This is a genomic window from Bartonella sp. AD24XZML, assembly GCF_042196485.1.
GTDB lineage: Bacteria > Pseudomonadota > Alphaproteobacteria > Rhizobiales > Rhizobiaceae > Bartonella.
The window spans coordinates 142,562-158,517 of the sequence record NZ_JBHIQH010000015.1 but is presented as its reverse complement, the minus strand read 5'-3'; the positions used below and the strand labels follow the sequence as shown (position 1 = coordinate 158,517).

General features: G+C 36.9%; 12 protein-coding genes. 7 read left to right on the top strand and 5 right to left on the bottom strand.

Translation table 11 applies throughout. The annotated features are described in order from the left end of the window. Nucleotides 1-4,541, bottom strand: a 4,541-nt coding sequence (locus tag ACFIMX_RS01990) for a pertactin-like passenger domain-containing protein (protein ID WP_375693944.1), incomplete at its 3' end; no start/stop codon positions are given. Between the two features lie 573 nt (nt 4,542-5,114). Here ACFIMX_RS01990 and ACFIMX_RS01985 point away from each other — a divergent pair. Then, on the top strand, nt 5,115-6,404 hold the full coding sequence (locus ACFIMX_RS01985) for an MFS transporter (protein ID WP_375617669.1): 1,290 nt from the start codon (nt 5,115-5,117) through the stop codon (nt 6,402-6,404). On the opposite strand, the gene ACFIMX_RS01980 is transcribed toward ACFIMX_RS01985, so the two are convergent. From ACFIMX_RS01980 to ACFIMX_RS01970, 3 genes are read right to left on the bottom strand one after another with little or no spacing between them, the layout of a single operon-like run. Then, on the bottom strand, nt 6,401-6,664 hold the full coding sequence (locus tag ACFIMX_RS01980) for a hypothetical protein (RefSeq protein ID WP_375617714.1): 264 nt from the start codon (nt 6,662-6,664) through the stop codon (nt 6,401-6,403). The two genes, ACFIMX_RS01985 and ACFIMX_RS01980, sit on opposite strands and share 4 nt — an antisense overlap. Then, a complete protein-coding gene (locus ACFIMX_RS01975; RefSeq protein WP_375617668.1) occupies nt 6,654-6,833 on the bottom strand; it encodes a hypothetical protein in 180 nt (59 codons plus the stop codon). The genes ACFIMX_RS01980 and ACFIMX_RS01975 overlap by 11 nt, the downstream gene beginning before the upstream one ends. Next, nucleotides 6,833-7,279: a DNA polymerase III subunit chi gene (locus tag ACFIMX_RS01970; protein WP_375640547.1), complete on the bottom strand. Its 447-nt coding sequence runs from the start codon at nt 7,277-7,279 to the stop codon at nt 6,833-6,835. Before ACFIMX_RS01970 ends, ACFIMX_RS01975 begins: the two co-directional genes overlap by 1 nt. 406 nt (nt 7,280-7,685) lie before the next feature. On the opposite strand from ACFIMX_RS01970, the gene lptF reads away from it, so the two are divergent. The 6 genes from lptF to rsmA all read left to right on the top strand — a co-directional run bounded on the left by lptF (nt 7,686) and on the right by rsmA (nt 15,225). Next, nucleotides 7,686-8,876 (top strand): LPS export ABC transporter permease LptF, encoded by a 1,191-nt coding sequence (lptF, locus tag ACFIMX_RS01965; RefSeq protein WP_375617666.1) that lies wholly within the window; start codon nt 7,686-7,688, stop codon nt 8,874-8,876. Beyond that, nucleotides 8,873-9,964, top strand: coding sequence for an LPS export ABC transporter permease LptG (lptG, locus tag ACFIMX_RS01960; RefSeq protein WP_375640548.1), 1,092 nt, complete (start codon nt 8,873-8,875; stop codon nt 9,962-9,964). Before lptF ends, lptG begins: the two co-directional genes overlap by 4 nt. Then, a complete protein-coding gene (locus tag ACFIMX_RS01955; RefSeq protein WP_375693943.1) occupies nt 9,965-12,325 on the top strand; it encodes an LPS-assembly protein LptD in 2,361 nt (786 codons plus the stop codon). It abuts the gene before it with no gap. Nucleotides 12,326-12,434: 109 nt separating this feature from the next. Next, on the top strand, nt 12,435-13,391 hold the full coding sequence (locus tag ACFIMX_RS01950) for a SurA N-terminal domain-containing protein (RefSeq protein ID WP_375640550.1): 957 nt from the start codon (nt 12,435-12,437) through the stop codon (nt 13,389-13,391). Then, nucleotides 13,391-14,404: a 4-hydroxythreonine-4-phosphate dehydrogenase PdxA gene (gene pdxA, locus ACFIMX_RS01945; protein WP_375640552.1), complete on the top strand. Its 1,014-nt coding sequence runs from the start codon at nt 13,391-13,393 to the stop codon at nt 14,402-14,404. The genes ACFIMX_RS01950 and pdxA overlap by 1 nt, the downstream gene beginning before the upstream one ends. Next, nucleotides 14,395-15,225, top strand: coding sequence for a 16S rRNA (adenine(1518)-N(6)/adenine(1519)-N(6))-dimethyltransferase RsmA (gene rsmA / locus ACFIMX_RS01940; protein ID WP_375636282.1), 831 nt, complete (start codon nt 14,395-14,397; stop codon nt 15,223-15,225). Before pdxA ends, rsmA begins: the two co-directional genes overlap by 10 nt. A gap of 29 nt (nt 15,226-15,254) precedes the next feature. Here rsmA and gmk read toward each other — a convergent pair whose 3' ends face one another. Continuing rightward, complete coding sequence (gene gmk / locus ACFIMX_RS01935) at nt 15,255-15,932, bottom strand: guanylate kinase (protein ID WP_375629245.1); 678 nt, start codon at nt 15,930-15,932, stop codon at nt 15,255-15,257. Nucleotides 15,933-15,956: the final 24 nt, after the last annotated feature.

Here is a 15,956-nt window from a genome sequence, read left to right as displayed (position 1 = left end):
GGACGCACAATCATTTGATCGGCTAAAGATTGAGAAGAGGTTGAAACAGCAGTTTGTTGTTTTTCATCAGAAAGAGGATGAGAACTTCCTGAACCTAAGACTTCAGTAACGTGACTTCTAAGAGAGGAAATAGTTGGAGATACAGAAGCCTGAGATTTTTGCCTTAAGTTTTGGCGGTTTTTTCTTCGACGTGGGAATTTAATAGCATGCTCTTGTGGTGCTGTAATCGTTGAAAGAGAAGAAACTGATTGATTTTGATTTAAATGCCGCATAGATCTGCTTCTGCGTGGCGCACTATCCATGTAAACTGCAGTCAAATACCAAATTTTTCCCTCTTCATTCTCAATATTTTTGTGTTTTAAGCCATAAGTATAAGTTCCTCCATCAACCATTACAGTTTTTGCGCCAGAAAAACTTTGTAGAGTAAAAGATGCGCTACCACTTTGATCAAAAATTAAATCAAGTCCTGCTGAAGAAGGATCAACAACTTCAATACCAGAATCTACGGCACTTATTGTGTGAAAACCACTCCCATTCTCAATAAAGAGGTAATCACCTTTTCCTTCTGCAAGGCTGACATTAAAATCGAAGTGTAGACTCCCTGCTAGATTATTAATATAAAGCTGAGAGTAATATAAATCATCTTCAGAAGAGGTGAAAATGACTTTTCCTACACCGCTTAACTGCTGAATGCGTGTACTTTTGTCGTCAACCCCACGAGCAACGGAGTATAATTGAGCGTCTTCTCCATTTAATTCAATGTTTTCTACTATAGTTTGTTGACCATCACCTCCAGCATCAAGATAGATCCCACCAAAATCTTGAACTTTTATTTCTCCTCCTAATATTGCACTAGGAGAAATACATGAATTGGCATTACCTTCAATCGTTAGATTCTTCACAATTCCACCCGCATAGACTTCTTGAACACCACCAGTGCGTAAAATTACTCTATTCGCTTCACCCCCTGCTAATACCCGCTGTACACCACCCGCGAAAACCTCAGTATTCACAGCTAAACCACCACTCTTTTGTATAAAATCATCATCATCTGCGAACCACTTAGCAAGAGTTTGTATTCCTCCACTCATCACTTTTGTTCCCACAGCCATCCCATCATCATATACATTCTGCTGTCCTGGCGTATCACCTTGACCATAAAGTGTCGTGTTATAAGCGCTGCTCCCCACAATTCCACCATTTACATAACCATCTCCGAAAACAAGCTGCTCCCCACCATAAATTTCAGCTCTCAATGCGGTTCCTCCTCCCTCCACTCTTTGTTTTCCACCCTCGTAAATAATCGTAAATTCTGAAATCCCTTGTTCCCCTACAATCTCAACACCACCATTTTCAATTGTCGTATTCTTACTGAAACCACCAGTCTCAACATAGAGTGTTGCAGTTTCCGGAACCGTATTATTAATGGATAATTTAAAATCATCCGTTTCTCCATCACCAACAATATAAACTATGCTATTGTCACCGAGCACGGAGCTTTGCAAAATTTTTTCACGTGTGCCAGTAATGAAATCCTCTGCATGAAAACTGAAATCACCTTTATAAGAATTGGCTATAGAATCTTCCAAAGGAGAACCATACTTTTCTTGCTCAAAAGATTCAGCTATAGCCAACTCCGTATGAGATGGAGGAAAGATAGGAGAAGAATTTTTTTCTGGCATAGATGGTGTTGATAAAGACCAAATCTTTCCACCGTTATGATCTTTTTTCTTGAGAGCGTACATGTAGACTCCATTATCAACAGTAGCTATCTCTTCACCCCAAAAATCTATCAGAGTAAAATGCGCATTTCCGCTTTGATCATGAATTAAATCAAGTTCCAAAACTAAATTCTGATCTTGTAGAGGAGAATTGGTAATTTCAACACCAGAATCGATAACGCTTATGGTGTGATGACCTGCTCCTCTTTTTATGAGAAGATAATCACCGCGCTGTTCTACAAAATTAGTATTAAACCTAAAATGTAAATTACCTGAAAGATTACCGACCTCAAGTTTAGAATAATGTGGATTAAACACGGTAGAAGTAAAAATAACGCGCCCATTCCCGCTTAAATCCTCAATCAAAGAGCTTTCACCGTCCATCTTGGAAGCAATAGAGTATAATGTGGTATCTTTGTCATTTAAAACAATTTTTTCTACTTCAGTACGAGATCGCTCAGTACCAGCATAAAGATAAATCCGTCCAGAATCATGAATCATAGTGCTTCCTTCTAATGTTGCACCAAAATGTAACCACGATTGTGCTTGATCCTTAATTATTAAATCTTTTACATAGCCTCCTAAATCTATTGCTTGGAAAGCATTCCCTTGTAAGAGAACACCAATCGCGATTCCTCCCGCTAAAACGTGTTGCTCTCCACCAGAAAAGACCTTCGTATCAAATGCAAAACTGCTATAATGGTCTAGATCTTCTTCCACAAAAAGATTTTGTACCCCTCCTTCCATGATCTTTGTGCTAAAAACCTCTCCATCATCATACACATTCTGGTATCCTAACACTCCATTTTTACCAGAAACGATAGTGTCATAGGCACTGCTTCTTACCATCTCACCTTTGATATCAGACTTTCCTGAAACAAACTGCTCACCACCGTAAATTTTAACCCCTTCAGCTTTTCCCCCATCTTCAACCTTTTGTTTTCCCCCTTTCTTAACTGTACTATCCTGTGAAAGACCCTGTGTTCTAACAAGCTCAGTGCCGCCTCTTTGAATTGTTGTATACAAGCTAAAACCACCGTGATAAACGGAGATCTTTCCACTGTCTTTAACTGTATTACTAATCGAAGTTTCTCCAGTGCTTTCAACTTTCTCACTGTTACTATCAAAGCTAGGATCAGCAATCGTAACAATCATTCCCTTTTCAATTGTGCGTTCTGTGAGATCATTCGATAATGAAGCTATAGCAGATGGTTGCAAGCTAAAATCAGAAAATAAAGAGGTATTTGTCTCATCAAGAGCATAATTCGCATCTAAATACCAAATTTTACCATTGCTCTCATTTTTTCTCTGTTTCAAACTGTACATGTAAGTTCCGGCATCAATAGCTTTGATTTTTTCACCAAAAGTGTTTGTCAGAGTAAAATGAGCGTTTCCACTATGATCAGAAATTAATGTAAACCTTTTGTGGGAAGAGATTGTGATCTCACCCCCAGAATCAGTAATACTTACTGTATGATAACCTGAACCACTTTCTTTAATGACAAGATAATCACTAAGGTGCTTGGCAAAATTGACATTAAAATTGAAATGTAAAGAACCTGAAAGATCATCAATATTAAGCTGAGAATAATGCTTATTAGTCCCTAAAGACGTAAAAATAACTCTGCCACTTCCCGTTAAATTCTGGACATTAACCTGAGGTTTTTTGCTGTTATCTTCAGACGCAATAATGTATAGTTTGGTATCTTCTCCATTTAAATTAAGATTGTCTACTTCCGTAACAGCTTCACCATTTCCAGCATAAAGATAGAGGTTGCCAAAATTATTAACATTTGTATTTTCACCTAATATCGCACCAGCAAAAACCCATGATTTTGCTTGATGATTAATTGTTAGATTATCCACGTATCCAGAATCATATATCTTCTGAGTAGCTCTATCGTATAAAGTAACTTCGCTCGCATTCCCTCCTGCTAAGATATTCTGCGCACCATTTTTAAAAAGTTCTGTACTCAGTGCAAAAGCCCCTTCATTTATTGTAAAATCCTCACCCTCTATATCAGTATCTTCTGCAAAGCCGTTATTAGAATTCTCTTTACCATCAAGATTCTGGACACCTCCTTTCATAACCTTTGTGTCAACAGCCATCCCACCACTATAGACACTTTGTAGTCCTAGCATTCCATTTTCAGCATAAATTTCGGTGTTATAAGCACTACTTGCCTTATCTTTTCGCGATAAACCAGATCCAAGGCTTCCCTTACCAAAAATAATCTGCTCGCCACCATGGATTTGAGCCCCTTCTGCATTTGCACCACTCTCAACAATTTGTTTACCACCTTTTTTTACAGTGGCATATTCCGAACTGCTCAAGTTTTGTACAACCTCAATCCCACCACTCTCAATTATCGTATCCCTGCTAACACTTGCTGCATCAATGTAGAGTTTTCCACCTTCTTGAACCGTATTATTGATGGAATAGCCTGCATCTTCATATTTAAAGCTATTTATTTCAGAATTTTCAGAGTCACGATTAGTAATATAGATAGTAGCACCATCACTTATTATTGAATTTGTGAGTACTTCAAAGAATAGGTTTTCTAATCTCTTCCTTTCCTCTTCTGAAGGATTACTTCCTTCTACTATCTGTTTATTCTCTATCCTTTTTGATCCCTCATTTTTTTCTTTTAATCCCCTCACTTCCGATAACAATTTTTTTGTCTCTTCTAGGTGTTCACTGATACTTACTGTTGTTAATAACTTTTCTTTTGGTGCTGCTACTCCATCTGCACTCGCAATCTTGACAAAAAAACCACTGGTTATTAATGCACAAAAACTTAATTTCAATTTGCGTTGCATTATTCACACTCCATAATTTTAAATTTAAATTCTCCCATTTAGAAAAAAGTGCATAGACCAAAACAACTCAATGCAATTGCTCAACCTCATGTTTTTTTAAGATAACAAAGCATTCGATGGATTAAACTCTGACAGATCAAATATACATCATGTGTTTTAAAATGTATGCACAACTAAAAGATTTAATTTGTTTTAGATACACTTTAAAAGTGTTATAATTGCATCCATGAAAAATATTTTTAATATTTTAAGACACTAAACACCGATCTACGAAGAAGATTGATTCCTTAATAGATAAAAATAGCATTAAACTTTAAAAGAAACAGCAATGTGAATGAGAGCTGCGTTTATGGCCACCTATTGCCATCTTCTACAGCATTTAAAGCAGTGTCTTTATTTTATTCAATATGGATAATATGTAGACCACTTATTCATACTCATCAGTCCATAATCATTGTTCTAATATATAACGAAGTGTCATAATATTGACTCGACACTGATTTGAAATTTCTATAGTTATAGTCAGTTAACTCGTCATTTGATTTGTCATATACTGAAAGGGACATTCTATTCATGTCTATAAACTCAGAAATGAAAGCTACAAGCAACAGAAATTCCCCTCGTCGCATTTTGTTTGCAAGCCTTATTGGCCCAACAATTGAATTCTTTGATTTCTATGTCTTTGCCACTGCCGCAGCTCTCATATTTCCTCATGTGTTTTTTCCAACACAAAATGATCAGATTGCCATTTTACAATCTTTCCTGATCTTTGGAGCGGCCTTTTTTGCTCGGCCCTTTGGATCAATTGTTTTTGGACATTTTGGAGATAAAATTGGAAGAAAAGCAACACTTATTGCTTCTCTTCTCACAATGGGTCTTTCAACAGTCATTATTGGTTTTCTTCCTACTTATGAAACCGCTGGATGGTTTGCCCCTTTCCTCTTGACCTTGTGCCGTATTGGACAGGGAATGGGATTAGGAGGAGAATGGGGAGGAGCTGTTTTGCTCGCAACAGAAAATGCCCCTCCAGAAAAGCGCGGCTGGTACGCGATGTTCCCCCAATTGGGTGTTCCAATCGGTTTATTTTTATCTATTGCCGTTTATTTAGGTCTGTTGCATTTCCTTGATCATGAAGAACTTTTAGCTTGGGGATGGCGCATTCCTTTTATTGCTTCAGTTGTTTTTATGATTATAGGATTATGGGTCCGTCTTTCAATCAATGAAACTGTTCAATTCAAAAAAACTCTTGAAAGTAAAGAACGTGTCAAAGTTCCTATCATCGATGTCTTTTTAAAATGTCCACGAATCCTATTTCTTGGAATATTTTCTGGTATGGCAACATTTGTTTTGTTTTACTTGGTCACTGCATATTTGTTAAGCTACTCAACAAACCATCTGCAATTGCCATTTTATCAAGCTCTTCAAGTCGAAATTGTTGGTGCTATTTTCTGTGGAATTTTTACTGTCATCACTGGAAAACTCGCTGATCGTATTAGACGTCGAACTTTGATGATTTGGGTTACAATCATCACCGGTATCTATTCTTTTGCAATTCCTTATTTCTTAAATTCTGGAGTTATAGGAGTCCTTGCAATGTCTGTTATCGGTTTGTCTATCATGGGGATGATATACAGTCCTCTTGGTGCTGTTTTGGCTTCACCATACCCAACAGCAATTCGATATACTGGTTCTTCTATTACTTTCAACTTATCGGGTATCGTAGGAGCCTCTCTTGCGCCTTATATTGCAGAATATCTGGTACAACATTTTGATACATCTTATATCGGCTATTATTTGCTTCTTGCTTCTTTTATTTCACTGATTTGCTTCGTTGGATTTACAGATAATGAAATATCCAACTAAAATATAATAAAGAAGAATAAAATAAGTACTGGCAGCAAAAATGCTGCCAGTTTCATTTTTAAAGACAGGGGTTGAGGTATTTTCCACCACAATGTTCCCGCGAACAAGGCACTCAAAAAGAAAAATAAAAAATCTGCAATATTGCTTATATAAAAAACAGCAAACATTTCTGATAAGATATGCGTTGTCCCCAACCATGAAACGCAAAAGAAGGCCAACATCACAGCCCATAAAACAAGCAAAATTCGATCAATAATCATCATTATGGCGTTTCATTTTTTTAATTATAGTCCATATATTTAACATGCCTAAAAGAAAAATCACAATAAAAACCCAACGCCCTCCCCCTGAGCCTTCCGTAATAAAAAGTGCAGGATTTACTATTCCCAGTAATCCTATAAAAATCAGAACAATAGATACGAGACGCATTAAACCTGTTTTTCCCAGCGATGATCTTCAGTCTGTTGCCAATACGTTAAATTATGATTTTCCATTTTATATTTTTTCCACTGTGCACGAACGAGATTCAACAGCTCTTCACTTCTACCATCAAATATCACAACAAGCCGTTGATAAGCATCAATATCCGAACAAACAGCTCCCTCTATGAGAAAACGAATCTTTGAATCATTCGGATTTTCTTGTCCTGTCGTAAGAAATACAGGCTGAAAGTTTGGATATTGATCACACTCCGTTCCATGTCCAATAAATGATTCATCAGTATAAACCCATAAATGTATATCTATAGAATCGCGTTGTTCTTTACTCACACACTGTATTGTTACTGTACCAAAACGAGCCAATGCACGCTCCACAAGCGTCGGCAAAATATCCTTCAGCGTTGACTGCGTCAAATGATAGAATAAAATATCCAATCTCTTAAGCCTTCATCATTCTTTATAAAAAAGCTAACATCTTTAAAAAAAAACTTCTATATCCCTAATACAAAGGAAACGGTTCAAGATATAAACCCTCTTTTTTGATTGAGATGCATCATCTTTTTGCACGTATCTTTAAAAGACAATAATTTTTATTTTCAACGTTAATAAAAAGTTTTTTAAATTATTTTCTAGATTCTTCTAGTTTCTTTGTAGACTATAGTTGAAAATAAAATATAATGTACGGAAAATTTAAAGAGGACCTCATAGGCAATTTTATATTATTTATTTGGTAAAAATATCCAATTCATGAAAGGATATTTTTTCAAACTTTATTACATTTTAACCGAAAGCAGTAAGAATATTTGCTATCGAATTAAAAACTGAGGATTTTCCCCAATTTATGCGTATTATTGAGTTCTACATTCTGAAACGTGTCCTTGTTTTGTTTAGTTCTGTCATGATTGCAGCAGTGGGCGTTAGTTGGACTGTACAAATTCTTGCACGGATAAACTTTCTCACAACAAGTAAACAAACACTCCTCACAGTCTTACAATTTTCACTCTCATTGGTTCCTTCTGTTATTTTTCTTGTCATTCCATTTGCATTAGTGATCGCAGTTACAACCATCCTCTCAGCAATGCATCAAGACTCAGAATTTGCTGTCATCAATGCCTCTGGTTTTCCTAAAAGTACTGTTTGGAAACCTATCCTTCTTCTTGCTATTGTTACATCCTGTATCTCCTTTTCTATAGCTAATTTTGTTGTTCCTCAAGCGCGTCTTCATATGCGACAAATGCTAGCAAGCGCTCATTTTGATCTTATTAATCTATTCATTAGTGAAGGGAGCTTTCAAAAACTCGCCAATAACCTTTACATAGAAATTGGCGAACGAAATCCAAATGGAACACTTGAACGCCTTTTCATTGCCGACCAGCGTGATCCTAAAACTGATCTTTTTTATTATGCAACAGACGCATCCATTGTGAATAATAAAAACGGCAGTTTTCTGGTTCTCAATAACGGTGAAATAGAAAGAGTCAATCATCAAAATAACAGTGTTTCAATCGTGCAATTTAGCTCATATACTTTTAGCCTAGGAGAGTTTATCCCCAGTGATAAAACACCTACTCTTTATCCAAAAGATCGGTCTCTTTCTTATTTACAAAACCCTGACCCAAAAGATCCCTACTATCAACGAAAACCACTCCAATATAAAGCTGAATTTCACCGCAGATTAACACAATGGCTCTACCCTATTGTTTTTTCACTTATTGCATTAGCAGCGGCAGGGGATGTACGCTCCCATCGACAAGCTCGTCATTCCGCAAACCTCTGGGCAATTGCCCTTTCTTTTCTGGTATATTGGATAGGATATTTTTTCGCAGAAAAAGCAAAAAGCGATCTTGCATACGTTCCTCTCCTTTATATTATACCTATAGGAACAAGTGCATTTGTCTTTTTTATGCTTTTAACGAATCATAAAATTGGGCTTCCCACAAAAGTTAATGAGATACTTCAAATCGCTTTTCAAAAAATAATGAACAAATTTGAACATCGAAAATCTCAAGATTCCTCGGATAAAATATCATGATTGGGTGGACACTTGGACGATATTTTTTTATACGTTATTTTAAAATAACTTGTTATTTCTTGGGAAGCATTTTTGTTCTTGCTCTTTTAATCGATTTCACAGAGAATTCCGGTAGGCTATCTTCCCTTCCGCATTATACAGCAAAAGATGCATTTTTCCTCTCTGTTTTACGCATCCCTTTTATCATGCAACAACTTATCCCTTTCATTGCACTCTTTTCTGCAATAGCAACGCTTATCTCGCTCAACAAAAAACTTGAACTTGTGGTGACTCGTTCAATCGGTGTTTCTGCATGGCAATTTCTTATGCCAGCTTGTTTTGGAGCTTTTCTTTTAGGATTATTTTCAATTCTTCTCATTAATCCACTTGCTGCATGGGGATTTTCTCAAGCAGAAAAAAAGATGACTGAATGGCGCAATCACAATGTACTAACACCTCTTCACAATACAAGTATCCACTGGTTAACACAACGTACAAATTTAGGCAGAACAACCATTGGTGCTAAATCTATCACCGATCAAGGACTTTCTCTTCTCGATGCAACCTTTGTACAATACAATGACAATGCAACCGTTAAAAATTGGATTAACGTCCCAAAAGCAACCTTGACTAATGGATTTTGGCTATTAACAAATGGAACAATCTATAAAATAGGGCATCCTCCTGAAAAATTTACCGTGTTGCAAATAAAAACCAATCTAAAACCTGAATTTTTAACGGAACGTTTAGTGAATCCCGCAACTATTCCATTTTACCAATTGCCAAAAAAAATTATGATTGCACGTTCATTTGGCTATTCTGCTAATAATTTTGATATGTATTTCCAATCTCTGATTGCATTACCGGCATTGCTTGTGGCAATGACCCTCATTGCAGCAACTGTATCTTTAAATTTTACACGTTTTGGGCAATCTAGAATGTTGATTCTTGGTGGCGTAATAGCTGGGTTTATACTTTATGTTATTTCCGTACTTGTTCAAGCTTTTGGTAATGCTGGATATATTCCACCAATTATTGCAGCTTGGACACCCGTTGTTATTGCGTTATTCTTAGGAATCTCTTTTTTACTTCATAAAGAGGATGGCTAAGTGAAAGCATTAACACTTAAAAAAACTATTTTAACAAAATTAAGTGCTCTCGCTTTTAAAAGTATTGTGGGGGTTATTTTAGGAGGTGCTTTATCTTATTGTGCGCACGCTCAAAGCCTTCAATCTCCTTCTCAAAGTCGCATTCAAAATCCGGAACCTCCTCTTTTGCTCTCTGCGGATGAACTCATCTACAATCGTGATGAAAACACTGTTTCTGCACACGGTAATGTCCAAATCGAATATGATGGCAATAAAGTTGTCGCTCAAAAAATTATTTACAATCAAAAAACAGGACGGCTTATAGCACAAGGGAACGTTGAAATTACTCAAAAGGATGGTAATAAAATTTATTCCAACCAAATTGATATGACCCAAGATCTTGGCGAGGGTTTTGTAAACGCCTTACGTATTGATACAGCCAACAATGTTCACTTTTCAGCCCAAAATGCTACACGCAAACACAATCACATAACAGTCTTTGAAAATGCAACCTATACAGCCTGTGAACCTTGCTCTTATAACCCAGATCGAGACGTCCTATGGAAAATTAAAGCAAGAAAGATCATATGGAATAATAGCGTCAAAAAAATTCGGTTTGAAAATAGCAGTTTTGAAGTTTTTGGTGTACCGATTATAAAATTTCCAAATTTTGAGATCTATGATCCAACTGTCAGGCGTGCTAGCGGTCTGCTTACTCCTCATTTTTTTTATACTGATTATCTCGGTATGGGGATAAAGAATTCTTATTTCTTGAATCTCGCCCCCCATTATGATTTTACCCTTTCTTCTACGGTTTATACCCAACAAGGGCTTTTAACCGAAGGGGAATGGCGTCAGCGTTTAAAAACGGGCCGTTATAACATTCGCTTTGCTCATATATATCAAATGAAACCGCATAGATTTGATAATGATACGATTGATGCCCAACATAAAAACCGTTATATGCTGGCGACAAAGGGGGATTTTCGTATTAACTCACACTGGACTTATGGATGGGATATTCTTGCACAATCGGATCGGCATTTTAGTCGTGCCTATAAACTTGAAAACTATAACAATCCTACACAACTTTCTCAGATCTATTTGAATGGTCTTGCAGGAAAAAATTATTTTGATATGCGTTTTTATCATTTTAAAGTTCAAGATTCAATACTGAATGATCCTCATTATGAACGTCACTCTCGACAAGCGTGGGTCTTACCACGCATCGATTATTTTTTCACACCAAATGAACCCATTTATAATGGAGAGCTTACCTTCCATAGTAATATACAATCAGTTTATCGTCGCCATGCTGACTTCAATTCACCCGACCAGAACGGAAACCCTCTCAATACAGTAAGACTTTCTGGTATGGCTGGAAATAGTTTGCGTTTAACAAACGAGCTTCAGTGGAAAAAGCGCTTCAACACGCACAATGGACTCATCTTAACCCCTCTTCTCTCTCTACGAGCTGATATCATTACAACCAATGCAAGCAAAAATCATACAGATTCTATAGAAAACAATGCCTTATCCGCAACTCATGGTTCAGCAATTCGTGGCATGGCAACAGCAGGGTTGGAACTACGCTATCCCTTCCTCATTACCGCTGATCATTCTACACATATTATAGAACCAACTGCACAAATTTTTATACGCAATAATGAACAATATATTGGACAAATTCCTAATGAAGATGCTCAAAGCTTTGTCTTTGATGCAACCACTCTCTTTCAACGAGACAAATTTTCTGGTTATGATCGTGTAGAAGGTGGTACAAGAGCCAATATAGGTATAAGATATTCTGGAAGCCTTAATGATAATTGGTCTCTTTATGGTCTCATTGGACAATCATTTCATCTAGCAGGAAAGAATCCTTTTGCAGAAAAGGACTTTATCAATGTCGGTACTCATTCTAGCTTAGAGGCAAAACGTTCAGACTATGTTGCAATGTTTGGTGCAACCCATAAAAGTGGTTTTTCCTTAGAAACGCGTGGACGCTTTGACAAAAAAACAGGAAAAATGCGCCGTAGTGAAATCGAAGCATCACAAAAATGGCAAAATTTTTGGGCGGCTCTACAATATGCCTATATCGCAAAGCAACCAGATTATGAATATTCTCAAGAGCGCCAAGAAATTTCTTTTCAAACAGGACTTAAATTGGCAGATTATTGGTCCATTAATAGCAACGCCGGTTATGATTTAGTATCTGGTACATTTATAAAGCGAGGAATTAGCTTGAGTTATATGGACGAATGTTTCGGGTTAACATTCGGTTATCAACAGGTAACGAATCCAGGCAGGAAAGCCCCCTTGCAAAACTTTAATTTCTCTCTTTCATTGCGTACGATTGCAGATATAGGAAAAAAGATAGATTAATTTATAAAGGGAATGTATCAGTCATTTAACTTATCATTGTTTTTATGAAAGAAAGCGTGTATTTTAAGTTGTTGATGAGAATTAATAAACAATGCGAAAGCCTATTTACATGAATAAATTGAAAAAGCGTTTTCTTGCTTTATTTTATATTGCGTCTTTGAGCGTAAGTAGCCTGCTAATAAATGGATTTTTTATTCCGACAGTCTTTGCGCAGACTTCTATTGTTGTTACAGTTAATGGCAACCCCATCACAAATTATGATATACAAAGACGCCTTTCTTTTCTCAGGTTACAACAAAAGCAAGGCAATTTGGTGGCACAGGCTAAAAAAGAGCTTATTGACGAAAAGCTAAAAAATATTGAAATAAAACGTCGTAATATTGAAGTAAGCAATGATGAAGTTGATAGAGCTTTTGAGAATTTTGCGACACAAAATAATATGACGATTGATCAGCTCAACCAGATTCTGATCCAAACTGAGATCACTGTGCAACACTTTAAAGATTACATCCGTGGACAAATAGGATGGGGGCGTCTTGTTAGTGCACGCTATCAAGCTGAAACAGGTATGATTAGCGAACAAGAAGCTGTACGCAGAATATTAAAAAATGGTGGTGTAAAACCTTCAACCAACGAATATACATTACAGCGAATTGTTTTTGTCATTCCTGCACATCGTCGTTCAGAAATCTTTGCAAGACGTCAAAGAGAAGCAAGTAATTTTCGCGCACATTTCCGTGGATGTGCCAATGCTCACAATCAAGCAAGAGGTATTTTAGACGTTACTATCCGCCACTTAGGAAAGTTTCTGGAGCCACAACTTCCTAATGCATGGGAACAAGCTATTCTTGAAACGCCTGCTGGCAAAATGACAAAATTACAAGAAACATCTGATGGAATCGAAGCAATTGCTGTCTGCAAAATAAAAAGAGTTTCTGATGATTATGTCGCTCGACTGATATTTTCTCTTCAAGATAGTAAAAAAAGAAGCCCGCAAAAACTTGAAGAATTAAGCGAAAAATATTTAGGAGAACTGCGGCGAGTGGCACGCATTCAAAATTCATAATGGCTGCTCTTATTGTTAGCGGTGGTGATCCTGCCGGAATTGGTCCTGAAATAGTACTAAAAGCGTGGAATTTGCGTGTTACGCGCCAAATTCCACCTTTTGTACTTCTTGCTGATCCAGATGTTATTCGTTCGCGCGCTCGTTTTTTACAGATTGATGTTGAGGTGCAATCTGTTTTAATCAATAATCCTGCAAAAAATTTTCAAAACGCTCTTCCTATCATACCGTTAAAAAACAAACAAAGTGATCAATTAGGTATACCTTCATCGAATAATGCCGCTGGAATTATTGAAGCAATTAAACGCTGTGTTCAATTGATTCAAAATGGCCATGCATGTGCACTTATCACTTGTCCTATTGCAAAAAAGAGTCTTTATGATGCGGGTTTTCAATTTCCAGGTCATACAGAATTTTTAGCCGATTTAGCCCATAAAGCTTTTCATAAATGTTATCATCCAGTTATGATGTTAGCAGGACCCCGATTAAAAACAGTACCAATAACTGTTCATATTCCATTTAAAAATGTTCCTTCACAGCTTACCCGTGATTTAATTATTCAAACGGTACTTATTACTGAATATGACTTAAAAACAAGGTTTAAAATAACGTCACCCCGACTAGCTGTTGCTGGTCTTAATCCTCATGCTGGAGAAGAAGGTGCAATGGGAAAAGAAGATATTGAAGTTATCACTCCTGCTATTGAATATCTTAAAAAGAAAGGACTCAATATTGCAGGCCCGCTGCCTGCCGACACAATGTTCCATGAATGCGCAAGAAAAGCATATGACGTTGCCATTTGTATGTATCATGATCAAGCCCTTATCCCTGTTAAGACATTAGACTTTGATAGCACTGTTAATGTCACGTTAGGTCTACCTTTTATTCGCACGTCTCCAGATCACGGAACTGCTTTTGACATTGCTGATAAAGGGATAGCCTCTCCCGAAAGCTTTATTGCTGCTCTTAAACTTGCAAATCAACTTGCAAAAAATAGTTTAAACCCATGCCAATAGATAATCTCCCTCCTCTGCGTGAGGTCATTGATATATATGGATTACAAGCGCATAAATCTTTGGGGCAGAATTTTCTTTTTGATCTTAATTTAACATCTAAAATTGCTCATCAAGCAGGCAATATAGAAGGAAAACCTGTTCTTGAAATTGGTCCAGGTCCTGGAGGTCTCACACGTGCCTTGCTAGCAAAGGGTGCCATTGTAACAGCAATAGAACGCGATGAGCGCTGCATACCGGCTCTCTTAGAAATAGAAAAACACTATCCTAAAAAATTAAAAGTTATTTGTAATGATGCACTGAAGCAAGACTTCTCAAAACTCTTTGAAACAAGCCCTGTAAAACCGCGCATTATTGCAAATCTTCCCTATAATATTGGGACACAACTCTTATTAAATTGGCTTTTAACTGAACCATGGCCTCCTTTTTATGAATCAATGACATTGATGTTTCAACGTGAAGTTGCCAAACGGATTACAGCTAAACCTCAATCTACTCATTATGGACGTCTTAGTGTCTTAACTGGCTGGCGTACCACTGCTAAAATTGCTTTTGATGTTCCCCCTCAAGCCTTCATACCAATACCTAAAGTAACGTCTTCCGTTGTTCATATTATTCCGCGAACACAACCTCTTGCCTGCTCTGCAAAAAAACTAAGCCTCGTCACAAAAACCGCCTTTGGACAAAGACGAAAAATGCTTCGTCAAAATCTCAAAATACTTGGAGGTGAAGAGCTATTAGAAAAAGCTGGAATTGATGGAACGCGCCGTGCTGAAACGCTCTCGGTTTCTGAATTTGTAACTTTAGCGCATCTAGTGCTCTAAAAAATACACTTTGTGTTATAAAACCTTTTTTAATCACAACATTTATCGATTTTTTCAGCAATAAGCCCATCAACAAAAGAGCCAAGATAAGAACAACGCTCACGTTTTACGGTTTCAGCTAAATAAATTGATTTAATAAAAGATAAAGACTGATCTAAATCTTCGTTAATCACAACATAATCATAAGAAAGCCAATGCTTTAACTCCGTTCGTGCATTTTCCAATCGCAAATTGATAGTATCTTGACTATCTTCTGCTCGACGATGTAAACGCGAAACAAGCTCTTTCATTGATGGTGGAAGAATAAAAACAGATACAGTGTCTCCTAGCATCTTTTTTTGCAGCTGCTCGGTACCTTGATAATCAATATCAAATAACATATCTTGGCCAGCATTCAATGCGCTTTCAACAGTTTCACGTAAAGTGCCATAATAATTTCCGTGAACTTCTGCCCACTCAATAAATTCATCCCTATCACGCTTATATTCAAACTCTTCTTTTGAAATAAAGTAATAATGCAGCCCATCGACTTCACTAGGACGCCTTTTCCTTGTGGTCATACTTACGGAAAGCTCTAATTGTCCCTCTTTTAGAAGTAATCGAGAAATTGTTGATTTACCAGCACCTGAAGGTGAAGAGAGAATAAATAAAAAACCGCGGCGTTGATTCATTTTTATAGTACTCAATTTACTTTCAAAGACTGTCATTACATCACTCTACTTTGTTCATAA